24 protein-coding genes are annotated in these 25,091 nt (G+C 57.1%); 16 read left to right on the top strand and 8 right to left on the bottom strand.

Annotated features, from left to right (window positions below; translation table 11 throughout):
• Position 1 precedes the first annotated feature (1 nt).
• Together hfq and hflX are read left to right on the top strand one after the other, a co-directional pair.
• A complete protein-coding gene (gene hfq, locus COL8621_RS08145) occupies positions 2-235 on the top strand; it encodes an RNA chaperone Hfq (protein WP_093966744.1) in 234 nt (77 codons plus the stop codon).
• Positions 235-1,518, top strand: a complete 1,284-nt coding sequence (hflX, locus tag COL8621_RS08140; protein WP_093966743.1) for a GTPase HflX — start codon at positions 235-237, stop codon at positions 1,516-1,518. The genes hfq and hflX overlap by 1 nt, the downstream gene beginning before the upstream one ends.
• On the opposite strand, the gene COL8621_RS08135 is transcribed toward hflX, so the two are convergent.
• The 3 genes from COL8621_RS08135 to COL8621_RS08125 all read right to left on the bottom strand — a co-directional run bounded on the left by COL8621_RS08135 (position 1,515) and on the right by COL8621_RS08125 (position 3,556).
• Positions 1,515-2,165, bottom strand: a complete 651-nt coding sequence (locus COL8621_RS08135; protein WP_093966742.1) for a DUF1638 domain-containing protein — start codon at positions 2,163-2,165, stop codon at positions 1,515-1,517. The two genes, hflX and COL8621_RS08135, sit on opposite strands and share 4 nt — an antisense overlap.
• Positions 2,149-2,766 carry a TetR/AcrR family transcriptional regulator gene (locus COL8621_RS08130; RefSeq protein ID WP_093966741.1) on the bottom strand — a complete coding sequence of 206 codons (618 nt, stop codon included), beginning with the start codon at positions 2,764-2,766 and terminating at the stop codon, positions 2,149-2,151. Before COL8621_RS08130 ends, COL8621_RS08135 begins: the two co-directional genes overlap by 17 nt.
• 85 nt (positions 2,767-2,851) lie before the next feature.
• A complete protein-coding gene (locus COL8621_RS08125; protein ID WP_093966740.1) occupies positions 2,852-3,556 on the bottom strand; it encodes a cobalamin B12-binding domain-containing protein in 705 nt (234 codons plus the stop codon).
• A 188-nt stretch (positions 3,557-3,744) separates the two neighbouring features.
• Between COL8621_RS08125 and COL8621_RS08120 the strand changes: the two genes are divergently transcribed.
• A complete protein-coding gene (locus tag COL8621_RS08120) occupies positions 3,745-4,851 on the top strand; it encodes a PA0069 family radical SAM protein (protein WP_235823767.1) in 1,107 nt (368 codons plus the stop codon).
• A 13-nt stretch (positions 4,852-4,864) separates the two neighbouring features.
• Here COL8621_RS08120 and bmt read toward each other — a convergent pair whose 3' ends face one another.
• Together bmt and COL8621_RS08110 are read right to left on the bottom strand one after the other, a co-directional pair.
• On the bottom strand, positions 4,865-5,875 hold the full coding sequence (bmt, locus tag COL8621_RS08115; RefSeq protein ID WP_093966983.1) for a betaine--homocysteine S-methyltransferase: 1,011 nt from the start codon (positions 5,873-5,875) through the stop codon (positions 4,865-4,867).
• Positions 5,876-6,079: 204 nt separating this feature from the next.
• A complete protein-coding gene (locus COL8621_RS08110; protein ID WP_093966739.1) occupies positions 6,080-6,394 on the bottom strand; it encodes a DUF1476 domain-containing protein in 315 nt (104 codons plus the stop codon).
• Between the two features lie 207 nt (positions 6,395-6,601).
• Here COL8621_RS08110 and purC point away from each other — a divergent pair, with 207 nt between their 5' ends.
• From purC to COL8621_RS08060, 10 genes are all read left to right on the top strand, one after another.
• Positions 6,602-7,363: a phosphoribosylaminoimidazolesuccinocarboxamide synthase gene (gene purC / locus COL8621_RS08105; protein WP_093966738.1), complete on the top strand. Its 762-nt coding sequence runs from the start codon at positions 6,602-6,604 to the stop codon at positions 7,361-7,363.
• A gap of 12 nt (positions 7,364-7,375) precedes the next feature.
• Positions 7,376-7,615 (top strand): phosphoribosylformylglycinamidine synthase subunit PurS, encoded by a 240-nt coding sequence (purS, locus tag COL8621_RS08100; protein WP_093966737.1) that lies wholly within the window; start codon positions 7,376-7,378, stop codon positions 7,613-7,615.
• A complete protein-coding gene (gene purQ, locus COL8621_RS08095) occupies positions 7,615-8,289 on the top strand; it encodes a phosphoribosylformylglycinamidine synthase subunit PurQ (RefSeq protein WP_093966736.1) in 675 nt (224 codons plus the stop codon). The genes purS and purQ overlap by 1 nt, the downstream gene beginning before the upstream one ends.
• A gap of 46 nt (positions 8,290-8,335) precedes the next feature.
• Positions 8,336-10,099, top strand: coding sequence for a sensor histidine kinase (locus COL8621_RS08090; protein ID WP_093966735.1), 1,764 nt, complete (start codon positions 8,336-8,338; stop codon positions 10,097-10,099).
• A 23-nt stretch (positions 10,100-10,122) separates the two neighbouring features.
• Positions 10,123-11,454, top strand: coding sequence for a sigma-54-dependent transcriptional regulator (locus tag COL8621_RS08085; RefSeq protein ID WP_093966734.1), 1,332 nt, complete (start codon positions 10,123-10,125; stop codon positions 11,452-11,454).
• Positions 11,455-11,530: 76 nt separating this feature from the next.
• Complete coding sequence (locus COL8621_RS08080; protein ID WP_093966733.1) at positions 11,531-11,725, top strand: hypothetical protein; 195 nt, start codon at positions 11,531-11,533, stop codon at positions 11,723-11,725.
• 189 nt (positions 11,726-11,914) lie between these two features.
• Entirely contained in the window at positions 11,915-14,581 is a 2,667-nt protein-coding gene (locus tag COL8621_RS08075; RefSeq protein ID WP_093966732.1) for an Rne/Rng family ribonuclease, read from the top strand.
• 269 nt (positions 14,582-14,850) lie between these two features.
• On the top strand, positions 14,851-15,603 hold the full coding sequence (locus COL8621_RS08070; protein ID WP_093966731.1) for a cytochrome c biogenesis CcdA family protein: 753 nt from the start codon (positions 14,851-14,853) through the stop codon (positions 15,601-15,603).
• Between the two features lie 64 nt (positions 15,604-15,667).
• Positions 15,668-16,879: a hypothetical protein gene (locus tag COL8621_RS08065; RefSeq protein ID WP_093966730.1), complete on the top strand. Its 1,212-nt coding sequence runs from the start codon at positions 15,668-15,670 to the stop codon at positions 16,877-16,879.
• Positions 16,876-18,222, top strand: coding sequence for a cytochrome P450 (locus COL8621_RS08060; protein ID WP_093966729.1), 1,347 nt, complete (start codon positions 16,876-16,878; stop codon positions 18,220-18,222). The genes COL8621_RS08065 and COL8621_RS08060 overlap by 4 nt, the downstream gene beginning before the upstream one ends.
• On the opposite strand, the gene COL8621_RS08055 is transcribed toward COL8621_RS08060, so the two are convergent.
• Entirely contained in the window at positions 18,219-20,684 is a 2,466-nt protein-coding gene (locus COL8621_RS08055) for a penicillin acylase family protein (protein ID WP_093966728.1), read from the bottom strand. The genes COL8621_RS08060 and COL8621_RS08055 overlap by 4 nt on opposite strands.
• 81 nt (positions 20,685-20,765) lie before the next feature.
• Between COL8621_RS08055 and COL8621_RS08050 the strand changes: the two genes are divergently transcribed.
• Both COL8621_RS08050 and COL8621_RS08045 read left to right on the top strand, forming a co-directional pair.
• On the top strand, positions 20,766-21,644 hold the full coding sequence (locus COL8621_RS08050; protein WP_093966727.1) for an NAD(P)-dependent oxidoreductase: 879 nt from the start codon (positions 20,766-20,768) through the stop codon (positions 21,642-21,644).
• A 152-nt stretch (positions 21,645-21,796) separates the two neighbouring features.
• The gene (locus COL8621_RS08045) at positions 21,797-22,690 is read left to right on the top strand and encodes a hypothetical protein (RefSeq protein ID WP_093966726.1); all 894 of its coding nucleotides are present in this window, start codon (positions 21,797-21,799) and stop codon (positions 22,688-22,690) included.
• Positions 22,691-22,732: 42 nt separating this feature from the next.
• Here the strand turns inward: COL8621_RS08045 and COL8621_RS08040 are convergent, their stop codons facing one another.
• The gene (locus COL8621_RS08040) at positions 22,733-23,293 is read right to left on the bottom strand and encodes a lipid-binding SYLF domain-containing protein (RefSeq protein ID WP_093966725.1); all 561 of its coding nucleotides are present in this window, start codon (positions 23,291-23,293) and stop codon (positions 22,733-22,735) included.
• A 123-nt stretch (positions 23,294-23,416) separates the two neighbouring features.
• The gene (gene hemB, locus COL8621_RS08035) at positions 23,417-24,418 is read right to left on the bottom strand and encodes a porphobilinogen synthase (protein WP_093966982.1); all 1,002 of its coding nucleotides are present in this window, start codon (positions 24,416-24,418) and stop codon (positions 23,417-23,419) included.
• A gap of 119 nt (positions 24,419-24,537) precedes the next feature.
• On the opposite strand from hemB, the gene COL8621_RS08030 reads away from it, so the two are divergent.
• Complete coding sequence (locus tag COL8621_RS08030; protein WP_093966724.1) at positions 24,538-25,065, top strand: component of SufBCD complex; 528 nt, start codon at positions 24,538-24,540, stop codon at positions 25,063-25,065.
• Positions 25,066-25,091 lie beyond the last annotated feature (26 nt).

The following is a 25,091-nucleotide window of genomic DNA, read 5'->3' as shown; positions in this document are numbered from 1 at the left end:
AATGGCTGCCGATAAACAGAACCTGCAGGACGCGTTTTTGAACCATGTCCGCAAAACAAAGGTTCCCGTAACTATTTTCCTGATCAATGGTGTTAAGCTGCAAGGTGTGATCACTTGGTTTGATAATTTTTGCGTGCTGTTGCGCCGCGACGGACAGTCGCAGTTGGTCTATAAACACGCAATTTCAACCATCATGCCGTCCCAACCGATCAATCTTTACGACGGTGAGGAATAATTTCCGGCTTTGAAGATCATAGCCCCAAGCCCACCCGGGCATGGGTGCTTCACCCCGATATCACCTCTGACCGCCTGCGCCGGAAATCCGGCCCTGCGCTGGAAGAGGCTGTTTCACTAGCTGCCGCACTTCCTGAGCTGGAGGTGGTCGGTTCTAATGTTGTGCCGTTGCCAAAGGTGCGCGCCGGGTATCTGTTCGGCTCTGGCAAGATCGAAGAGATCGGCAAAGCCCTGAAAGAGGCTGAGGTTGATCTGGTTCTGGTCGACGGCCCAGTCACACCGGTACAGCAGCGGAACCTGGAAAAGGAATGGAAGGTAAAGCTTCTTGACCGGACCGGGTTGATCCTTGAAATTTTTGCCGATCGTGCGCGGACCCGCGAAGGGGTGCTGCAGGTCGAACTGGCGGCCCTGTCTTACCAACGTACACGGCTTGTCCGCGCGTGGACGCACCTTGAACGTCAGCGGGGCGGGCTTGGCTTTGTTGGTGGTCCCGGTGAAACCCAGATCGAGGCTGACCGTCGCGCCATTGACGAAGCGATCACACGTCTGCGCCGTCAGCTGGCCAAGGTTGCCAAAACCCGTGATCTGCACCGCGCTGCGCGTAAAAAGGTGCCGTTCCCGGTTGTCGCTTTGGTGGGCTATACCAACGCTGGCAAGTCAACGCTGTTTAACCGCCTGACCGGTGCAGATGTGATGGCCGAAGACATGCTGTTCGCCACGCTTGACCCGACCATGCGCGGCATCACCTTGCCATCGGGGCGCAAGGTTATTCTGTCTGACACGGTTGGCTTCATCTCTGACTTGCCCACGCAACTGGTTGCCGCATTCCGCGCGACCTTGGAAGAAGTGTTAGAGGCCAACCTGATCCTGCACGTGCGCGACATTGCCCATGCCGATAGTCAGGAACAGGCCACCGACGTGCGCGCCATCATGGCCGAACTTGGTGTGTCTGAAGACACCCCGCAAATCGAGGTTTGGAATAAAACCGATCTTCTTACCGACGATCAGCGCGAAGCGTTGCAGGTGAAGGCAGATCGCGAGCCCAACATCTTTACCATGTCAGCCGTTACCGGCGCCGGGGTCGATGCGTTGCTGGACGCCGTGACAAACGCGCTGGACGAAGAACGGACAGAGCGGGAACTCGTGCTGCCATATTCCGAAGGCAAGAAACGCGCGTGGCTGTTTGATCAGGGTGTCGTTACCGGCGAAACGCAGGGCGAAGATGGCTATGTGATTCAGGTGCGTTGGACCGCCCGTCAGGAAAAGCGCTTTCGCGAGATTTAGTCTTTCGCGACGGCGCGCAGCGTGGTTTCCAGATCACCATACCCCGTAAAACGCCGCTCGAACTTCAGGCCCAGACGCGCCGCGCAATCCTGCGCTTTTGCGGTTAGTGCCGGGTCGTCGGTTTGCGCCTGATACACAAGCGTTTCGTAGTTTCCGAAATACATGTCGCGCAGATCGGGGTGGCGATCCAACCCCAGGGGTTTCCACACGAACGCGTCGAACTGTTTAACCAGAAAATCAGTTAGAAAGAACGACGTAACTTCGCCGCGTTCTGCGAAGGCGTCATTCCCTTCGAAAAACGAATAACAGTGCGGCCCTTCAACCATGCCAACGCCCAGCCGATCACACACTGTTTTTAGCTGCCCGCCAGTTCCACAGTCGGCGTAAACGACAAACACCGCGTCATAGTCTGCACGGTGTTTCAGGACCGCAGCCTCTACAGCGTCGGGAATACGGTCGGGATGGTTGTGAAGGATGGCGGGAAGGCAGGTCAGGCTTAGGTGGGACCACCCGTTGACCCGGATCAGCGCCAAAATCTCATGCGCCAACGCCCCGCAGGCCAAAAGCAGCACGCGCGCATCAACAGAGGGCAGGGTCAGCCCGTCAGTGGTCAGGGTGCTGTCGTTCAGCTTAACGCGTTCTGCCATTCGGTTTTTCCGGCCCTAGATAGCGATCGAGGATCGCGTTGGCGATGATAAGCACGGTTTCGCGCGTTGTGTCGGTGTTCACGCCCACGATATCACGCAGGGCGATGACCGCCTCGATGCCGGTGGCGGCGCTAAGGGCATAGACCACCTCGATAAACTCATCCGGTAGCAGCGTGTCATGCGCGTCTTTCAGCGCCTCTTCAAACATTGTGATCCGCTGCCCGCGGCGCAGCGAAACCGCAGCGCCTTTGTCGGCGACAGATGCATCCAACACACGCGCTAAATATTGACGATGCGCTGGTTCATTTTCCAACGCCAGATCAACGATATACGCGCTGACAGCGCATACTTTTTCACGTGTGGTTTCCGCGCCCGCGACGACATCGGAAAAGGCGCGGGTCTGGACAGAAAGGGCGGCCTCAATCGAAAGGGTCTGCGCATCGGAATAATACCGATAAGCCGTCGCTTTTGAGATTCCGTTTAACGCGGCAGCGCGGGTGACCGTTACGGTCTCGCCGCGTTCGATAAGGGCGCGTGCACCATGCAATATGGCCTCGCGCGTTCGCGCTTTTTGCGCGTGTCGTTCAGTAGACTGGCTCATTCGTTACCCTAAAGTGATACATGTCCCACGCAAGGACACGTTAAGGGTACTTGCGTGGACTGCCAGCTTCAAGGGAATGCCAGACTTAACCGGTCGCCATTTGGTTGTGTTTGCGCGCAACGAATTCTTTCGCCGTTTCGACAGCAACCGCCGCATCGCGACAATAGGCATCCGCACCGATGGCCTTGCCGAACTCTTCGTTCAAGGGCGCACCGCCAACAAGAACGATGTAATCGTCCCGTTTGCCTTGTTCGATCAACGTGTCGATCACGACCTTCATATAGGGCATCGTCGTTGTCAGCAGAGCGGACATGCCAAGAATGTCTGGCTGTTCGCTTTCCAGCGCTTCCAGATACGCATCGACCGAGTTGTTGATCCCAAGGTCCAGAACTTCGAAACCAGCGCCTTCCATCATCATGGAAACAAGGTTCTTGCCGATGTCGTGAATGTCACCCTTAACGGTGCCGATCACCATCTTACCCATCCGCGGGGCGCCGGTTTCAACCAAAAGCGGCTTCAGGATGGCCATGCCACCTTTCATCGCGTTGGCAGCCAGCAAAACCTCTGGCACGAACAGGATACCATCACGGAAGTCGTTGCCGACAACGGTCATGCCCGCGACCAATGCTTTGGTCAGGATGTCATAAGGTGTCCAGCCGCGTTCCAAAAGGATGCCGACGGCTTCTTCGATTTCTTCCTTCAGACCGTCGTACAGATCATCGTGCATCTGCAACGTCAGTTCGTCGTCGGGAAGTTCCGAGAGGATGATATCGTCTTCTTCGTCTGCCATCGGTTTGATCCTCAGAGGGGGCTGTGGTGTTGGCCCGGTCTTACAATTCTATTGTCGTTTTGTCGCAGTCAGACTTGGCCGATTACGACATTGGCTCTTCCGCAACCGACCTGCGCCGGTGCAATTCGTAGGCTGCGCACCGTTTTTTCCTGCGCCGTGTCGGGGCAGGGCTGGTTGCGCGTTGATCGATGTTCTATATTCGTTCCTGCATGATGCATGAACGCAAAGACATTCCCGCAGAGCGGCGAAAGGCCCGCGCGGCCGTCACGAACCAGACGGGGCGGTTCGAACCCTATGCACGGGTCAGCGTCGATGACGGCTGGCCGATGGAAGAGGCCGCGCCCGTCCTGCGCACGGAACTGAGCATCGAGGAGCCGCGCACCGTCATCACCCGAAACAAGTCGCCAGACCTGCCGTTTGATCGTTCCATCAACCCGTATCGCGGTTGCGAACACGGCTGTATCTACTGTTTCGCGCGACCCACACATGCTTATTTGGGCCTGTCGCCGGGGCTGGATTTCGAAACGCGGCTTATTGCACGTCCCAGTGCGCCCGACGTTTTGGCGCGGGAATTGTCGGCCAAACGATATCGTCCGCGCACCATTGCCATCGGCACCAACACCGACCCGTACCAACCGATCGAAATAGATCAGCGCATCATGCGGCGGCTGATGCAGGTGTTGCTGGATTTCAAACACCCCGTTGGCATCGTGACCAAAGGTACGTTGATTGAACGCGACGTTGATATCTTGGCGCAGCTTGCCGAACAGCGGCTGGTGCGGGTTGGTATTTCCATCACCTCGCTTGACCGGAACCTGTCGCGCAAGATGGAGCCGCGCGCGCCCACGCCTGAACGGCGCCTTGCGACAATCCGCAAGCTGACGGAGGCCGGCGTTGAGGTACGCGTCATGACCTCGCCCATTGTTCCGGCACTGACGGATCACGAGTTGGAGGCGATCTTGACACGCGCGAAAGAGGCGGGCGCGATTGCGGCCAGCTGGATCATGCTGCGTTTGCCGTTGGAGGTGTCGCCCTTGTTTCAGGAATGGTTGGGCGAACATTTCCCTGACCGCGCGAACCGCGTGATGACGCGTTTGCGCGAAATGCATGGCGGGCGCGACTATGACCCGGAATGGGGCAAGCGCATGCGCGGTGATGGGCATTATGCCAAACTGATTGGCGCGCGGTTCAACCGCTGCGCTAAATCGCTGGGGCTGGATGCGGAACTGCCGCCCCTTCGGACGGATCTGTTCCGCGTTCCTCCACGCCCCGGCGACCAGCTGTCGCTGTTTTGATATGTGCGTTGCCTTAGCCACGACGACGGCGACGGGTGCGCGCGGGCGGCTCTTCATCGCCGGTCCCGTCCGAGGCTGACGAAAATCCACCAAGGCTTTCAGTGATCTGATCCAGTGATGGGCGCGGGCCGCGTGGGCGCGTTTCCAGTGCTTCGCGCATGGCGCGCAGATGCTCGGGGGTGGTGCCGCAGCAGCCGCCGATAATCGTCGCGCCGCAGTCACGGGCCAGAACGGCATAATCGGCCATTAGTTCGGGCGTGCCGTCATAGTGGATGTGGCCATCGACGTATTTAGGAATACCGGCGTTGCCTTTGGCGATGATTGGCCGTTCGACGCCAGCCGCCGAAAAGCCAAGAACCGTGCGCAGCAGATCGGATGCGCCGACACCACAGTTGGCCCCAAACGCCAGCGGAGGGTAGGGCAGCTTTTCAACCATCTCGGCCATATTGGCAGAGGTGACACCCATCATCGTGCGCCCGGCTGTGTCAAAGCTCATCGTGCCGCACCATGGCATGCCAGCCAGTTTCGCAGCTTCGCCGGCAGCTTTGTATTCTTCAGGGGCAGAAATGGTTTCAACCCACAGAACGTCAGCGCCGCCTTCTTTCAGACCCTCGGCCTGTTCGTGAAACATCTCAACCGCGCCAGCGTAGGTAAGGGAACCCATCGGCTCCATGATCTCACCGGTTGGGCCAACGGAGCCTGCAACCACGACCGGATGATCGGCCTTGTCAGCGACTTCGCGGCCAAGCTCTGCCGCGACACGGTTCAACTCTCGCACGCGCCCTTCGGCGGCGTGAAGTTTCAGACGCGAGGCGTTGCCGCCGAACGTATTAGTCAAGAAGATGTCCGACCCAGCCTCAACAGCACCGCGATATAGTGTGCGAATCTTTTCAGGTTCGTCCACGTTCCAAAGTTCCGGCGCATCGCCCGAGCTGAGGCCCATGTTGAAAAGGTTCGTGCCGGTCGCGCCGTCGGCAAGCAGCCAGTCACGGGTTTCAAGCAAGCGAGAGAGGGCATCGGTCATATCATGCGTCCTTTCGGAAACGAGCAATAGGCAGCCAAGGCCGCCAATTTGCGCGACAGGTGCCATGTAAGGCATCATCACGCAAACTCTTATTAATCATAATCATGTTGAACATCGCGCAACTTCACGGCGTTCACATGGCGGAAAACAAAAAACGCGCCCGGTCATCGCGGGCGCGTTTCCTAACTTATTAGGGGTAAGCCCTTAGTCGTTAGCCATCAGCTGTGCTTTGGCTTCGGCCAGAACCTCTACCATCTTGGTGCGGATGGTGGTTTCGTCAGCCTTGTCGCCCAGATCGGCCGCAACTTTGCGGTACACGTCTTCGTGGCCTGCTTCTTCGAAGTCAGACTTGATGACTTCTTTGGCATAGTTCTCGGCGTCTTCGCCGGATTTGCCAAGAAGGCCAGCGGCCCAAAGCCCCAGAAGTTTGTTCGCACGCGCCTGCGCTTTGAACTTCATCTCTTCATCGTGGGCATATTTATTTTCAAATGCGCTTTCGCGGTCGTCGAAGGTGGTCATGGGACTTTGTCCTCCAGAATCTAGTCGTGGTGGTTTTAAGGGATTGAAGCGCCGATGCCTAGAGGCAGTGCGCGCTATCATATGCGGATTTATGATCTGAAATGTCGCATTGGTGCTGCGGCTTGCCCTTGTCACTGCGTTCGCATAAGAGATGCGCAACACTGGGCGGGGCATTGCAGCCATAATCGCCCTAGAAGCGGAGTTTCCATGGCACGTCGCAAAAAGATCTACGAAGGCAAGGCAAAGATTTTGTACGAAGGCCCCGAGCCGGGGACCTATGTGCAGTATTTCAAAGATGATGCCACAGCGTTCAACGCTGAAAAGAAAGCTGTCATCGAAGGCAAGGGCGTGTTGAACAACCGTCTAAGCGAATTCTTCATGACGGGTCTGAACACCATCGGTGTGCCGACGCATTTCTTGAAGCGCCTGAACATGCGTGAACAGTTGATCCGCCAAGTGGAAATCATTCCGCTGGAAGTGATCGTGCGCAACTTCGCCGCCGGATCCATCGCCAAACGCCTTGGTCTGGAAGAGGGTGCCGCACTGCCGCGCCCGATCGTCGAGTTTTCGTATAAAGAAGACAGCCTTGGTGATCCGCTGGTGACCGAGGAATATATCATCGCGTTCGGCTGGGCCTCGCAGCAGGATCTGGACGACATGATCGCGCTGGCACTTCGTGTGAACGATTTCTTGGCGGGCGTCATGTATGGCGTCGGCATTAAACTGATCGATTTCAAAATCGAAATCGGCCGCGTTTACGAAGGCGACTTTATGCGCCTTGTCGTTGCGGATGAAATCAGCCCCGATAGCTGTCGCCTGTGGGATGTCAAAACCGGCCAGAAGCTGGACAAAGACGTATTCCGCCGCGACTTGGGCAACCTTACGGATGCCTATACCGAAGTGGCCAAACGGCTTGGCGTTATGCCCAGCAATGTGACCCACGCTACTAAACCGACCCTGATCAACTAAGGAACGAACCCGATGAAAGCCCGCGTACATGTCATGCTGAAAAACGGTGTTCTGGATCCGCAGGGGGAGGCGGTTCGCCATGCTCTTGGCTCTTTGGGCTTTGAGGGTGTTGACGGTGTTCGTCAGGGTAAAGTCATCGAACTGGACCTGGCCGAAACAGACGCTGCCAAAGCCAAGGCAACCGTGACCGAAATGTGTGAAAAGCTGCTCGCCAACACGGTGATCGAAAGCTACTCGGTGGAGATCGCCTGATGCGCGCAGCTGTCATTCAGTTTCCTGGTTCTAACTGCGACCGCGACATGGCGGTTGCCCTGAACCAAGTTGCCGGAAACGAGGCTACGCAGATCGTGTGGCACAAGGAAACCAGCCTTCCCGATGGGTTGGATGTGGTTGCCATTCCCGGTGGCTTTTCGTTCGGTGATTACCTGCGCTGCGGTGCCATCGCGGCCCGTTCGCCGATTGCCAAGGCGATTGTCGACTTTGCCAACAAGGGCGGCTATGTCCTTGGTGTTTGCAACGGGTTTCAGGTGCTGACCGAAACGGGGCTTTTGCCGGGTGCGCTGATGCGCAACGCTGGGCTAAAGTACATCTGCAAGCCGGTCGGGCTTAAGGTTGAAACGACGGACACAGCCTTTACCAACGGGTACGACAAGGGTCAGACGATCACGCTTCCAGTGGCGCATCACGACGGTAACTATAACACCGACGCTGACACGCTGGCCCGCCTGAAGGGCGACGATCGCATCGCGTTCACCTATACCGACAACCCGAACGGTTCGATGGCTGACATCGCTGGTGTGCTAAGCGAAAACCGCCGGGTGCTTGGCATGATGCCACACCCTGAACGGGCGTCTGAAGACGCGCACGGAAATGCCGATGGGGCGGTGCTTTTCCGCGCATTGAGCGAGGCAATGGCGCTGGCGTGATGACTGACGCTTGTGATGCGATGCGGCGGGGATTAAATTCCCGCCTATGTCGAAAAGCGCCTCAGACTCTATTGTGACCGATCCGCAGGGCAGCGTCGGCTGGCGCGTGCGTGGTATCTTGATCGTGTTCCTTGTGATCGCGGTCGGGGTGGTCTGGGTCACCAACATCCTTTTGACAGAGCGTTTTACCAACGCGACGCGCAACCGGGCAGAGGTGCGCCTGGCGCTGTATTCCGGGAACGTCGTTTCAGAATTGCAGCGGGCATCGGTTGTTCCGCTGCTGTTGTCCCGCGATCCCACGCTGATTGGCGCACTGAATTCTTCGGATTTTCGCCAAAGCTCTCAACGTCTGATTTCCTATCTTGAAGAGATCGGCGCTGCCTCGCTGATGCTGTTGGATAACGAGGGTCGCGTTGTTGCGGCGACGGACCGTTCGACAATTGGTTCGAACATGCGTCAGGCCCCATATTTCGTGGAAGCAAAACGCGCGAATGACACCGTTTTCATCTCTGCCGAGAATGAACACGGCGGCATCGACTTCACATATTCCCGTCGCATCACAAGCGAACGGCGTAACATCGGCGTCATCATCGTTGCCGTAGATTTGGCCAAATATCAGGAAAGCTGGGCAGGCATATCCGATGCGGTCATCGTGACGGACAGCGAAGGGCGGATCATCCTATCGACCGAGCCGCGCTGGCGCGGGCTGACCATAGACGAGGCGCTGGCGGTTCAATCTGCGCCGTCCTCTATCCAGCGGGCCATTCAGGCAACGGCTGACTGGGCGGCATTGCCCCCGGATGCCTATCTGCTGGGCGAGGCCGTGATGCGCAACGAAGCCCGCATTCCGTTCCAAGGTTGGCGGTTGGTTTCGTTCACATCCTACACATCAGTGCGCGAACGGGTGAATGGCGTCTTAGCGCTAGAGATCATGGCATTCGCGCTGTTGCTGTCTTTTGCCTTCTATGTGCTGTCGCGCAAGGCGCAGTCGCGTTCGGTGTTTTTCCAACAGGAATCGGCAGAACTTCGCGCACTTAATATCAGGCTACAGCGAGAAATTGCCGAGCGCGAGAAGGCCGAAAAGAACCTTGAAGTGGCCGAACAAACCCTTGCGCAAAGCTCCAAGCTGGCGGCGCTGGGGGAAATGTCGGCGGCCGTCAGTCACGAGCTTAATCAACCGCTTGCGGCGATGAAAACCTATCTGGCCGGGGCAAGATTGTTGCTGCAACGCAAACGCCCCGAAGAGGCGCTTTCGTCCTTCCTGCGGATCGACGATCTGATCGAACGGATGGGGTCGATCACACGTCAGTTGAAAAGCTATGCGCGCAAGGGCGGCGATGCGTTTGAACCCTTGGATTTCAGGACTTCGGTGTCTTCCGCCCTGTCGATGATGGAACCTCAGTTGAAGCGGCGCAAGGTGACGATCACCCGCACGCTGCCGCCAGCACCGGTCATCGTGATGGCCGATCAGGTGCGTCTGGAACAGGTCATCATCAACCTGCTGCGCAACGCGCTGGACGCGACGAAGATGACAGACGACGCGCAGGTGGATTTGATCCTGTCGGCGGGCGAAACCGCCACGCTTACGGTACGCGATAATGGGTCGGGGATCACCGATTTGGATGCGCTGTTTGAACCATTTTACACCACCAAAGCCCCGGGAGACGGTGTTGGGCTGGGGCTTGCCATTTCCTCGGGCATCGTGAACGACCTTGGGGGGCGGCTGACCGCACGCAACGGACGCGCGGGTGGCGCAGTGTTTGAGGTACAACTTCCTATCCTTGGCGAAGACGTCGAGGCGGCGGAATAGAAATTCAATAATGAGGGGGTCCCATGGGCCGCGGCATCAAGATTGCAATCGTCGACGACGAACAGGACATGCGCCAATCCATTAGCCAGTGGTTGGCACTGTCGGGGTTTGACACAGATACGTTCGCTTCCGCCGAAGAGGCGCTGAAATCCATCGGGGCAGATTACCCCGGCGTGATCGTTTCTGACATTCGCATGCCGGGAATGGATGGCATGGCCTTTCTAAAACGCCTGATGAGCCTTGATAGCAACCTGCCGGTCATCATCATCACCGGCCACGGCGACGTTCCCATGGCTGTCGAGGCGATGCGGATCGGGGCCTATGACTTCCTGGAAAAACCGTTCAACCCCGACCGGATGACAGAGCTGGCCAAGCGCGCGGCGCAAACCCGCCGCCTGACGCTGGACAACCGCGCGCTGCGGCGCGAGTTGTCGGATGGCACGGTGCTGATGAAAAAGCTTATCGGGTCTTCCCCCGTGATGGAGCGGTTGCGCGAAGACATTCTTGATCTGGGTCAGGCTGACGGTCACGTCTTGATCGACGGCGAAACCGGGACGGGCAAATCGCTGGTGGCTCATGCGCTGCATGCGGTTGGTCCACGGGCAGGGCGCAAGTTCGTTCAGGTTTCCTGTGCGGCCTTTGGCGAGGAGGAGCTTGCAACGAAGTTCTTCGGTCCAATGGGCGAGGGCGGGGACCTTCCGCTGGTCGAAGAAGCCCGCGGCGGCACCCTGTGCCTTGAAGATATTGAGGCACTGCCGCAGGCGCTTCAGGCGCGGTTACTGACCTTTATCAACGAACAGGGCAACCCGGCCGAAACGCGCATCATCGCGGTGTCGAACCTGCAAGAGCAGGGCAAAACCTGCGAAGATATGCTGCGCCCTGATCTTTTCTATCGCCTTGCGGCCATGAAGATCACGCTGCCGCCGTTGCGGGCGCGTGGCGAAGATATCCTGACGCTGTTCACACGCCTAAGCGAACAATTCGCCGAAGAATACGGATGCGACACGCCAGAGGTCAGCGCACAAGAAGCCGCGCAATTGCTGCAAGCACCGTGGCCGGGCAACGTGCGTCAGCTGATCAACGTGGCAGAGCGTGCGGTCCTGCAAAACCGTCGTGGGTCGGGCACCATCGCCTCGCTTTTGATGTCAGATGACGAAGAGGCCCAGCCGGTGATGACGACCGAAGGCAAGCCGCTGAAAGAATACGTCGAAGCGTTTGAACGCATGCTGATCGATAACACCATGCGCCGTCACAAAGGCTCTATCGTCAATGTCATGGAAGAGCTGTGCCTGCCACGCCGGACCCTGAACGAGAAGATGGCGAAATATGGGTTGAGTCGTTCGGACTATTTGTAACCCTAGGGTGAAATCCCCAAACACACGTTGAATTCCCTCTGATCCGGGCTGTTGCGTTGGATCAGGGGGCTGCGTTTTGAAAAACACCATTGTCATTGTCCATCAACTGCCGCTAAGGTCACAGGACGGCTGGTCGCACAACGTTCGATCGCCGTTCGTTAAGTTTCGCTGCGTTTCGGATCGCCCCGGCAAGATCGTCGGCCCGATCGCTCCGCAGACCGATTTGCCCAACTGGGCACAAGATTTCCCACCCCAAGGGGTTGGGATTTAACCAACGGGTGCCACACAGGCATCGGAGACAAACCGCGATGGAACGCGTGAGCACGAACAGGCAAAGAGGAGGCAGGCGTTCCGCCGCCCCTGATGCCGTCGCTGCACACCCCCACGCCCAAACAAGACACCACCCGCAACATCCGCGCCCACCGGGCGACGGGTGTTTGCCGCGGTGCAAAGAGACACAATGGCTAAGAAAATGCTCATCGACGCCACCCACGCGGAAGAATGCCGCGTTGTGGTGGTTGACGGAACTAAGGTTGACGAATTCGACTTCGAAAGCGTCAATAAGCGCCAGCTAGCTGGCAACATATATCTGGCGAAAGTCACCCGCGTTGAACCTTCGCTTCAAGCGGCATTTGTTGATTACGGCGGGAACCGGCATGGTTTCTTGGCGTTTTCGGAAATTCACCCAGATTATTACCAAATTCCTGTGGCCGACCGCGAAGCGTTGTTGGCTGAAGAACGCGCCTATGCCAAATCATTGGCCGAGGATGACGAAAAGAACGAACGTCCTAAATCCCGTTCGCGCAGTCGTTCACGTTCGCGCAGTAAGGCCAAGGCTGAAGAGGCCAAGACAACAGATGCCGTAGAAACCCGCGAAGTGACTGAAACCATTTCCAGCATGGATGTGGTTGATTTGGGTGAAGACGAACAGGCAACTGATGGCCTGATCGAAAACGGTGACAAGGATCAACCCGTTGTTGAGGAAGCAAGCCAAGAGCCTGCTGCCGAAGCTGTGGTTGAAGAGGCCAAGACCGAAGAAGCACCGGCCGAGGCGGTCGAAGACGCCGCCCCAACAGCTGCTGAAGAAACGCCTGCTGCGGAAACCGAAGAAACTGCTGATCCGTCTGAAGAAGAAAATTCTGACGACGAAGCAGTTACCGACGCCTCCGAGCGCGACTCTGAAATCGAATCCGTCGCTGACGAAGATGTTCGCGAAGAAATCCGTCAGCCGCGCAAACCGCGCCCCAAACGGTACAAGATTCAAGAAGTCATCAAAGTGCGCCAGATCCTTCTGGTGCAGGTCGTTAAGGAAGAGCGTGGCAACAAAGGCGCTGCGCTGACCACATACCTTAGCCTTGCAGGCCGTTACTGCGTTCTGATGCCGAACACCGCACGTGGCGGTGGCATTTCGCGCAAGATCACCAATGCAGCCGACCGGAAGAAACTGAAGGAAATCGCGGGCGAGATTGAAGTGCCGGAAGGCGCTGGCCTTATCATTCGGACCGCAGGTGCCAAGCGCACCAAGTCCGAAATCAAACGCGACTATGAATACCTGCAACGCCTGTGGGAACAGATCCGCGAACTGACGCTGAAATCCATCGCGCCCGCGCCGATCTATGAAGAAGGCAACCTGATCAAACGGACGATCCGTGACCTTTACAATCGTGAGATTGACGAGGTTCTGGTTGAAGGCGAGGCCGGCTATCGCGTGGCCAAGGACTTCATGAAAATGATCATGCCGTCCCACGCAAAGAACGTGAAACATTACAGCGATCCAATGCCGCTGTTCGCGCGTTATCAGGTCGAAAGCTATCTTTCGTCGATGTTCAACCCGACGGTTCAGTTGAAATCGGGCGGTTACATCGTGATCGGCGTGACCGAAGCGTTGGTTGCGATCGACGTGAACTCGGGCCGCGCGACCAAAGAAGGTTCGATCGAAGAAACTGCGCTGAAGACTAACCTTGAGGCTGCGGAAGAAGCTGCGCGTCAGCTGCGTCTGCGTGACCTTGCGGGTCTGATCGTGATCGATTTCATCGACATGGAAGAGCGCCGCAACAACACCGCTGTTGAAAAGCGCCTGAAGGACAAGCTGAAAACAGACCGCGCGCGTATTCAGGTGGGTCGCATCTCGGGCTTTGGCCTGTTGGAGATGAGCCGCCAGCGCCTGCGCCCTGGTATGCTTGAGGCAACAACGCAGCCTTGCCCGGCGTGTCACGGCACGGGTCTGATCCGTTCGGACGACAACCTTGCTCTGAACATCCTGCGTCAGCTGGAAGAAGAGGGCGTGCGCGGCCGTTCGAAAGAAATTCTGCTGAAAGCGCCCGTTGGCATCGTGAACTTCATGATGAACCAAAAGCGCGAACATGTGGCCCAAATCGAATCCCGCTATGGCATTTCGGTACGGGTAGAGGCCGATCCGTTCTTGGTCAGCCCGGACTTCTCTATTGAACGGTTCAAGACCGCCACGCGTCAGGTGCCTGATGTGATGGCTCCGGTGATTTCGATCGATACGTCTGACATGCCAGAGCTTGTGGAAGAAGAAGAACAAGAGGCAGAGGTAACTTCGGAAAACCCCGAAGGCACCGAAGAGCGGCCCAAAAAGCGCCGTCGTCGTCGTCGTCGTAAGAAGAACGGCAATGGCGACCAGCAGCAGGGTGAAGAGGCGCAAGCCAACCCAGAGGCAGAGGCTGGCCAAAACACCGAAGCCAGCGACGCTGTGGCTGAAGAAAAGCCTGCCGAAGCGGCAGAGGCTGAGGACGCGCCGAAGGAAGAAAAGCCCAAGCGCACCCGCCGCAGCCGTTCGCGCAAGCCAAAGGCCAAGCCTGAGGACGCGGCAGAGACAGAGGCGCCCAAGGCTGAGGAAGCAGCGCCTACAGACGCACCTGCCGAAGCTCCGGCCGAGCAGCCTGAACCAACGCCTGAACCCGCTCAGGAAGAAGTCGCGGCAGAACCAGAGGTGGTTTCGGAACCCGAACCCATCGCAGAGCCGGAAACGGCTGCTGAACCGGAACCGACGCCAGAGCCTGAACCAGAGGTCGTGGCAGAGCCGGAACCGGCCCTTACCGCCGAAGCGCCCGAGGCTGAGAAAAAGCCGAAGCGCCGCGGCTGGTGGTCGCTGAAAAGCTAAAACAAAAACGCCGGGCCAATCGCCCGGCGTTTTCTTTTCATGGCCAATGATTGGTCAATTCGAACTGCTGGCAGCGGTGATAGCGGAAATCTTCGGCCCGACCTAAACGTCTCGGCGAACGGGGGACCGTTTGGCCTGAACAGCAGTGTGCAGGATCGGTGCCACTCCATCCGATTACAAGATGTGACAGGATGTCCACGCCATTGTGAGCATCCGGCTAGGTGACCTTGTTCATTTCATTCGCTATGCACTTGTGAAAGGGGAATGGAATGTTCGGAATAGAGATTATCGATGCAGGGCTGATACCTGCGATGGTCGTGGCGTTGGTGGCGGGGTTGCTTAGCTTTCTGTCGCCCTGCGTTCTGCCAATCGTACCGCCTTATCTTGCGTACATGAGCGGCATCACCATGGGCGAAATGACCGAAGATAAGGGCGCTCGCGGCCGTGCACTGCTAACCGCGCTTTTCTTTGTGCTTGGCCTTTCCACGGTCTTTCTATTCCTTGGATTCACAGCGTCCGCTTTCGGTGCTTTCTTTTTGCAAAATCAGTCTTATTTCAATGTGTTCGCGGGCGTCATTGTGATGATTTTCGGCGCTCATTTCGTCGGCGTGTTTCGCATTCCGTTCATGGAGCGCGAGGCGCGGATTGATGCCGGCGATAAAGGCGGGTCGGCCTTTGGTGCCTATCTTCTGGGGCTTGCGTTTGCGTTTGGTTGGACACCTTGTATCGGTCCACAGCTTGGCGCGATCCTGTCGATGGCAGCGTCCGAGGCTGACTTGGTGCGCGGAACGCTGTTGCTGGCCGTATACGCGGCCGGGCTGGGCATTCCGTTCCTGCTGGTGGCGGCGTTCTTTCCACGGCTTACCGGCGTGATGGGCTGGATGAAGCGCCACATGGAACAGATTGAGCGTGTCATGGGGCTGTTGCTTTGGACGATCGGGCTGTTGATGCTTACCGGTGGTTTTTCCAGCTTTTCATACTGGTTGTTAGAGACATTTCCAGCACTTGCAACCCTTGGTTGATCGCCTTACTTTTTCCAACAAGCGAGGCTAGTCTCGCAGGAAATAACAAAAGATCGGGGCGGGGATGAGCAGTTCGGGAAACCAGAAAGTAACGCGCAGGCGCGTGTTTTATATTCCCGGCTACGACCCCATCCCGCCGCGCCGCTACCGTGAACTTTACCGCAAAGAAAGCGCCGCGCAGGGGGCGATTTCCGGCTATGAAATTGGTCTTAAGCCCAAGGCGGACGACGGGCCTTACGGCTGGCACGTGCAGGCGGACATCGACGAAACGCATGTTGAAACCGATATTGATGTGCTGGTCTGGTCAGACATCGTGCGCGGGTCGATGGATCAGGGAATTGTCGGGACCTATTATCAACTGATCCGCACCGCTTGGATCTATATCTCAAGCGGCGCGTTGTTTCGATTGATGCGCATGCGCAAGGGGCCGATCATTGCCGCGCTTTACCCGATTATGATGCTGCTGGGGCAGTTGATGCTGGCCGTGCTGAATGGGCGTTTGGCGGGTGCTATCCTATCACTCAGCGGCATTCCTAACATCAGCTGGCTTGGCCTGTTGGTCACGTGGTTCACGCTTTGGTGGTTCAAGAACCTCGATGGTCGGTTGTTTGCTTATTACCTGATGCACGACTACGCGTTTTCCGCGCGCGCCAAAGGTGCGAACCCGCCTGCGTTGGAAGAGCGGATGGCGATCTTCGGCGACAACATCGCGGACGCCCTGCAAGATGATGTGGATGAGGTGTTGGTGGTCGGTCATTCCTCTGGTGCGCATCTGGCTGTTTCGATTTTGGCGGATTTGATCAAGGATGGGCGCGTTCCCAAAGACGGCCCCGCGCTGTCGTTCCTATCGTTGGGGCAGGTGGTGCCGATGGTTTCGTTCCTGCCCAAAGCTGATCGTTTGCGCGCAGACCTTCATTATCTTTCCGCACGGGATGAACTGACTTGGGTGGATGTAACAGCACCCGGCGATGGGTGTTCCTTTGCACTGTGCGACCCGGTTGCCGTGACAGGCGTCGCGCCAAGGGACAAACGCTGGCCGTTGGTTTTCTCGGCGGCGTTCACACAGACCCTCAGCCCCGAACGCTGGAAACAACTGCGCTGGCGGTTCTTTCGGCTGCATTTTCAATATCTCTGTGCGTTCGATCGGCCCGGCGACTATGACTATTTTCAAATCACGGCTGGGCCTGTGACCCTTGGCAACCGTTACGACGGGCGCGCACCATCCAAAAGCAGGATTGAAACTGCGTTGTCGGGCCACAGGTCGATGGTTGCATGACACGCCCGCCCAAACCAGAACCGCGCGCCGAACGCGTTTCGCTGTGGCGCTATGTTAGGCTGTTCCGGCAGGACATTCTGTCGGCGCAGCCAGCCAAGCTTTATCGCGCCAAGATGGCTGAGTTTCGCACGCCCTTCTTTCGGTCGTATCTGCTTAACCAGCCCGATCTGATTGACGTGGTGCTGAAAGAGCGCCCGATGGATTTTCCAAAATCTGATCGCATCGGCGAAGGGCTGCGCCCCTTGTTGGGGAACTCTGTCTTTCTGACCAACGGAACAGATTGGCAGCGCCAGCGCCGGATCATCGACCCTGCGTTCGAAGGGGGCCGGTTGCGCGACGCATTTCCCGGCATGGTCGCGGCGGGGCAGGCGGCATCGGATCGGTTGAGCGAAGGTGTGCAAGAGGTTGAAACCCAAACCAGCCACGCCGCCGCCGATGTGATCTTTCGCACGCTGTTTTCCATTCCGATCGAACATAAGATCGCATCGCAGGTCTTCACCCAGTTTCGTGATTATCAGCGCACGCAGCCCATCCTGAACCTTGCGGCGTTTTTGCCGATCCCGTCTTGGATGCCGCGGTTCCACAAAGGGCGCACGAAACGGACCGCGCGGTCCATCCGAGCATTGATCACCGGGCTGACAGAACAACGTATGGCGGCGATCAAGGACGGCACTGCGCCCGACGATCTTGCCACCAAGATTATGACCACCACCGACCCCCAGACCGACGAGCGGTTCAGCACCGAAGAGATGGTGGATCAGGTCGCGATCTTCTTTTTGGCAGGGCACGAAACCTCTGCCTCTGCTTTGGCGTGGGCGCTGTATCTTTTGGCGCTTTATCCAGAGGCGCAGGCGCGTGTTGCGCAAGAGGCGGCGGCCTTTGGCAACAGTCCGGAGTTCTCGGATATGTCCAAGCTGCGGTTCACGCGTGATGTGTTCCGCGAAACGCTGCGCCTGTATCCGCCTGTGCCGATGATGGTGCGCGAAGCGACAAAGCCTGAAAAATTCCGCGACCGTGACGTGAAGCCCGGAAGCCAGATTGTGCTAAGCCCATGGCACCTGCATCGGCACCAGTTGCTGTGGGATCGCCCCGATGACTTTGACCCAGACCGATACGCAACCGAAAACGGAAAGACCTGCGCGCGCAACGCGTATATCCCGTTTTCCGCTGGACCGCGCGTATGCACCGGCGCCGGGTTTGCCATGGTCGAAGGGCCGCTGTTGCTGGCACTGTTGCTGAAAGACTGGAAGTTCGACGTTGTCGAAGGGCGCGAACCCGTCCCGGTGGCCCATCTGACCGTCAGGGCAAAAGATGGGATATGGCTGCGCCTGACGCGCCGCTAGGGGCTTTCAGGCGTTAGCACAGTCACACCAACAGCGCCGGCGCGTGCCAGATCAGGGTCCAGCGACATAGGAACATATTCACCGCGGCGCCACAGTTCCCCCAGATCATCATAGTGACGCGACAAGGGGTGGCCTGATTGCCCGGTTGAGGTGATGAAGACAGAGCTGTCAGGATCCGCAAAGTCGTAAACCCCGCGAAACACCGCGCCGTGGACATTGGTGAACGGGCGCGGGTCTTTGCCGCTGGTGCGGCCGCGCAGCAACGTGTTGTCACCGCCCGACGTCGATTGGTGAATATTCACCAACCATCTTAGCAAGGGCACTTCGCCCAGAACCTGATGATCGTGGCGCGCAACGTGTGCATCCCCCCAGCGCAGGCTTTCAAGGTTTGAACCGTGGTGTTCCGCGATCCAGATCAGCGCCTCGTCCAATGCGATACGCGACAGGTCGGAACAGCTTTCTTGGGCTGTGGATTGCACAACATCGCACCACGCGGATGCCCCGTCGAGGTCGCGATAGACCCGTTCGATGAACAGCGGGTTCACATGGGTGATACTATCGCCCAGCGGGCCAAGGTCATCGCGGATCAGGCGTTGTTGCAGGTGGCGCAGCCATGTGGCGTAGATCAGCGGCTCTGGCATATGTTCGTTCATTTCGCCATTCCAGTCGGCAAGCAGTTCCAGCGCGTGTTGGCGTTGGCGTTCTGGTGTGCCTTCGGGTGCGGCTTCGCCGGTGAACCAAAGGTCGCGCGCAATCAGTGGCAGAAGGGCGCGAGCGGTGAAGCTGACCGTATCAAGCTGTGCTTCGATAAAGCTTTCGCGGGTGTGTACCTCGCGGCTTTCCATCAGTTTGCGCCACCGCTGGATACGCTGTGTGTCGCCCCAGTCAAAGCTGAGGTGCGATGGGAAAGGCCGCTCTACGATCTTGTTGTTGGTGTTGCCCAGAATGCCGCCTTCGGGGTTCAGGAACCGCGGGTTCGCAGTATAGGCAAACGTACCGTTCCACAGGTTTTCGGCCCGCCAGCCGGGGCTTGGAATGCGGCCTTGGGTCTGGTGGTTGATATCGCGACGCGGCATCGCGCCAATGGTTTGCAGCGCGATATTGCTGTCATCAATCAAGGCAAGGTTCTGAGATGGCGCAATCCAAAGCTCGCCGGCGTCCAGCCCTTCGTCCACGGATTGCGAAGCCATCAGCCGCATCGCCGCCGTTGTCGTGGTGTCCGCATCGCTAAGCGCGGTCCACGCAACAGAGGCAACATGCCCAACCGGCGTGATCGACCGTAGGTCATAATGGCCGCCGGGAAGGACCGGGCCGTTATCTGTCCAACGCAGGGTGATGGTAATCGGCGCGCTGTCTTTCACCCGGATGATGGATCGACGAGTCTCAAAGTCTTTGTAGCCGTCGGGGGTCAGGTATTGTTCTGGGTTTTCGGGGTTTTGCTTTTCGATATAGACGTCAAGGTCATCCAGATAGGATGACGTCACCCCCCAACCCAGCTTGCCAGACCGGCCCAACAACACCGCAGGGGTGCCAGGCAGGGTGGCACCGATGACGCCGCCAGTCGAAAGCTCTAGGCTGGCCAGAAACCAGATGACAGGGGCACCAAGGCCCAGATGGGGATCATTCGCCAGAAGCGTGCCGCCAGCCGCAGAACGCGATGGCGCGGCCGCCCAAATGTTGGAAGCCCCGGCAAGCTCTGGCGTGGTGAACGGCGACAGTGCTGGCTGTGACCAATCCAAGGCCGCCAAGCTGCGCTGAGTGCCGGGCACAAGTGCCGCGTAATCGGGCAGGGCGGCGATGCCCGGCCCCGGTACGTCTGGCAAGATGTCCTTCACCCGCTCATCCGGCAAGGCAAGCGAAACGCGCGCGCGCAACACTTCCTGCGCCAAACCGCCCGACAACTGCAGGCTCAGCAATTTGCCGATCGCAATTGAATCGGCGGGTTGCCAAAATGCGATCTCGTTCGAGAACATAAAGAACTCTGGCGCGCCGCGACCACGCGCGCCCCGGTTCACCTCGCCGATCCAAGCGTTCACGCCGCGCGCATATGCATCAAGCGCGGCTGTTGTTTTTTCATCCTGCGCGGCGACGGATTTCACGGCGAGTGTGTAAAGATCGTACCGGCGTAGCAGTTCATCGGTTTTCACGGTCTTTTGGCCGAACAGCTCTGACAGGCGGCCTTGGGCCGTGCGCCGCAACATCGTCATTTGCCACAGCCGGTCTTGGGCGTGTGCAAAGCCAAGGCCGAAAAAGATGTCTTCGTCGGTTTCGCCCGAAATATGTGGAATATTCGCGTTGTCACGCACGATTTCGACAGGTCCTGAAATGCCGGAAATTGTGTAATCGGCGTCATAGTCAGGAAGCGATCGAGACGCGAGGTAATAGACACCAAGCATCGCAATCCCCACAAGCGTGAGGAGGGCGGCAAACAGGCGCAAGAGCCAGCGGAAAAGGTTCGACATGAAGTTCCCGTTGTTGACGGCTCGGATGCAACCGTTAGTTAGAGAAGCATATCAAAAGATGCAATGTCACAGGGGGAAGTCATGGCGAAAGTAAGTTTTCTGGGTCTTGGGGTCATGGGGTTTCCGATGGCTGGGCATCTTGTCGCCAAAGGGCACGATGTAACCGTCTATAACCGAACCGCCAGCAAGGCAGAGGCCTGGGTCAAAGAACATGGCGGCGCGATGGCCCTCACCCCGCGTGAAGCTGCGGCCGGTGCAGATTTCGTGATGGCCTGCGTTGGCAACGATGACGACCTGCGCGCCGTTTGTACGGGCGCGGATGGCGCATTTCAGGCGATGGCGGCGGGTACGTTGTTCGTGGATCACACCACCGTTTCGGCCAAGGTCACGCGTGAATTGTTCGCTGCAGCCGACGCTGCAAAAATCTCGTTCGTCGATGCGCCGGTGTCGGGTGGTCAAGCTGGGGCCGAAGGTGGCGTTCTTTCAATCATGTGCGGCGGAGAGCAGGGCGCCTATGATCGGGCAGAGCCGGTGATGGACGCCTATGCGCGTATTTGCCGCCGCATTGGCGACAGTGGAGCGGGCCAGCTTTGTAAAATGGTCAACCAGATCTGCATCGCCGGTTTGGTTCAGGGCCTTTCCGAAGGGCTGCACTTTGCCGAAAAGGCGGGTCTGGACGGGCGCGCCGTGGTCGAGGTGATCAGCCAAGGCGCGGCGGGAAGCTGGCAGATGGCAAACCGTTATGAAACGATGATCGACGATAACTTCGATTTCGGCTTTGCGGTTGACCTAATGCGCAAAGACTTGGGCATCTGCCTTGATACCGCTGATGAGAACGGCGCCAGCCTGCCGGTCACGGCGTTGGTCGATCAGTTCTATAAAGACGTCCAAAAACTTGGCGGCGCGCGTTGGGACACCTCTAGCCTGATCCGTCGGTTGCGAGCGATGGACGCCAGTTGACGCAGCGATAATGGCTTTGACTGAAACGCGGTGCAGCAATGCCCGCGTTTTTTTGTGTTCGAAGCACGTTGGCGAGCAGGATTATGGGATTGATCAGATAGTTTAGACAGATAACGTCCCACTGGTCGATTTCGAGAAAAGAGGGCAGTCCGATGCCGGAATATAGTAAAATTGAACAAGAAGTTATTGTTCTTAATGCGATTTGGGGTCTGATAGATGAAATGGTTAACTTCGATATGTATGCCGAAGATTGGTCGGTCAGTTGGTCAAATATTCAGTTTAAGTCTTCTACTCATGCAAGGCTATTTAACGTCCTGTTAGTTGATTTTCTTTCACTCCCCCAAAAACATTACAAAGAGTTTCCTTTTGATTTGGACCTTCCCCAACAAGATGTTCCAAAATCCGAAAGAACCTACTTGTTTCTTTTGAAGAAAATATTGGAGGATCCACAGCTTGCACCTCACAACATCGACTTGGATCACGTGGTCGATGAATTTGGGGGATGGCTATCCGGCGATACGGTAATCAAGGATGCATGGTTCCGGTCACTGAATCTAAAGATCGACATGAAGATTGAGCGCGTCGAAGCCCTCAAAATGACAGGTGATATCTGCAAGCATAATTTCACTCGGCTATCTGCGCGGGCTAAATCCCTTCAGCGTGCATTTGAGAGGAATGGACAGGACCGAGACATTGACGATTGTTTTATTGCGCTTCCAGAATTCCAAGACTGGTTTCATGTAAATTCCTTTCTTTACCAAGCGAGTCAGATTTCCGAGTTCCTTAACAGGTTGCGTTGGGCGATCTACGACTATTTGCGAACAGAATTTGAGCGCGCGTACCAACGCTCTCCGGGCACGGTTGGCGAAATCCCAAGGTACACATTCGATGTGCCCGAAAAGATCAAGAACGAATTAGCGCGCGCCAAGTACCGGGAGCTTATGAACCTCGTACGCAAAAAACCGATACTTCCCAAGTTCACGGTTGCGGACTCAATGAAAGTGGCGTTTGCTTCAGACAATAAAAAACTACCGACGAAAAGCTAAGGGCTGGCCTATCAGCCAACCCTTCTAAAATCGGCGCACACCTTACGGAATGATGCGCGTGTATTTGGAGCCTTCAAGCGTTGCGCCAAGGACCAACCCTGCTTGACCGAAGATGACCGCGATGATCGGGTCAAGTGCCGTCAATGTCTCCGCACTGACGTTTCCACCTTGGTCGTTCAGGGCATATTCCAGATCAGCGCCAGCCGACCAACCTGCGGAGCTTCGGAATTCCGTCAGCGCCTCTTGCGTCATGAAGAACAGCGCGTGGGCGTATTGCTGAGCACCGATCTGAAGCCCAAACGTCGCCTGTGTCGCTGAATAATAGTCAACGGTGACATCGTTGATCCGAAGCGCGCCTTCGCCATAACCGCCGCCAACCATAAAGCCAGCTTTGGTGATCAGCGGCATCCACAAAATGCCATGCGCCTTGGCGGCAAGTTCAGCCGTACCGGGGTAGCGGTTGAATAGGTAGTTCTGGGTGGTATCGACGCGCGCATCGATTGTGGTTGCGCCTGTTGAACCGATGCCATTGCCACAACCAGCGGTCAGCGCGGTGGATGCACCTGCTGCCGCCAGAAAAGAACGGCGTGAAATCTTGGTCATGTGACTGCCCTCAAATATGCCTCTGCTCGTCGGCCTTATCTGGCCGTTATGCACAATCTATAGTGTGTTTTGGCGTTCTTGTCATCACTGGTTGTGGCGCAAAGCGGTTTCCCGCAGGCCAATTCACGCAGATTTCAACAGCTTCGCAACGGTTGGCGCGAAATAGGTCAAAATTCCATCACAGCCAGCACGTTTAAAGGCCAACAGGCTTTCCAGCATGACCTTTTCACCGTCCAACCAACCGTTTTGCGCGGCGGCCTGCAACATCGCGTATTCGCCAGACACCTGATAGGCATAGGTGGGCACGCCAAATTCGTCTTTCACGCGGCGACAAATGTCCAAATAGGGCATGCCCGGTTTGACCATGACCATATCCGCGCCTTCCATCAGGTCACGTTCGATCAGGCGCATCGCCTCGTCTGAATTGGCCGGGTCCATCTGATAGGTGTTCTTGTCACCCTTTAACGCGCCACTTGCGCCAACCGCATCCCGGAACGGGCCATAGAACGCCGAAGAGTATTTCGCAGAATAGCTAAGTATGGCCACATCCGTATGATCGGCCTTTTCCAACGCAGCGCGCATGGCACCGATGCGTCCGTCCATCATGTCCGAGGGGCCAAGGATGTCAGCGCCAGCATCGGCCTGCGCCAAGGCCATTTTCACCAAGGCGGCAACGGTTTCGTCGTTCACGATAACGCCGTCGCGCACGATCCCGTCGTGGCCATTGGCGTTATAAGGGTCCAGTGCAATATCCGTCATCACCGCGATTTCGGGCACCGCGGCCTTGATCGCGCGGATCGTGCGGTTGGAAATGTTGTCAGGGTTCCATGCTTCTTCGCACAGTTCTGTTTTCAGCGACGGGTCTGTGTAGGGGAAGATGCAGATCGCCGGGATACCCAAGGCGGCTGCCTGTTCAGCGGCCACGACTGCGCGATCAATGCTTAACCTGTTCACCCCAGGCATGGAGGCGATAGGCTCCTCTACATTTTCGCCTTCGCGTACGAAAATTGGCCAGATCAGGTCATTTACGGTCAACGTGTTTTCCCGAACCAAGCCACGCATGGCGGCAGATTTCCGGGGCCGGCGCAGACGCGTAGCGGGAAAGGGGGCAACAGTCGGGCGCATGATCAGCATCCTTGGGCTTGTTTTTCCTTGGGTGACATGGTTTTGCGACTACCTCAAGGGTGGGAATCTGTTCTTCGCACGGCTAATCTTAGTCCGTCACTTAAAAAAAGGATTTGAATTTGGAATGGCATGAGAGTGTTTTCGACCTAATCGACATGCGCTCCTTCTCAAATCTGTGGTTCTGGCTTGCGCTTTCGGTTGTCTGGTCCACCACATCTCATTGGATTTTAGGCGTACCGTTCGATTTGGTTCAGCGCGCATCGCGTCATGGCGGTCAGGCCGAACAGGATTTGCACGATATTGTTCGGATCAACACCAACAGAATCCTATATATTTCAGGCGTTTCCGGCATGTGGATCTTGGGGTTCACCTGCTTTGCGCTGACATCCATCGCGATCCTTGGCTTTTATTTCAAAGTCGAATTCTGCCAAGCGATGTTTCTGTTGGGGTTACCGCTTAGCTTTGTCGGACTTCTAAGCCTCGATACCGCGCGCCGTATCAGAAAAAACGGCCTTCAGGGCGAAGCTTTGATCCGTAAGCTGCGGCTTCACCGCGTTTTTGTTCAGCTGATTGGGATCGTGGCAATCTTCGTCACAGGGTTCTGGGGAATGTATCAGAACCTGACCATCGGCGTTTTGGGTGGTTGACAGCGCGGCCTACGCGTTTAACTGAC

The organism is Actibacterium lipolyticum (assembly GCF_900184935.1).
Classification (GTDB): domain Bacteria; phylum Pseudomonadota; class Alphaproteobacteria; order Rhodobacterales; family Rhodobacteraceae; genus Actibacterium_A; species Actibacterium_A lipolyticum.
The sequence above is the reverse complement of the archived record's forward strand: the minus strand, read 5'-3'. Positions and strand labels throughout refer to the sequence as shown.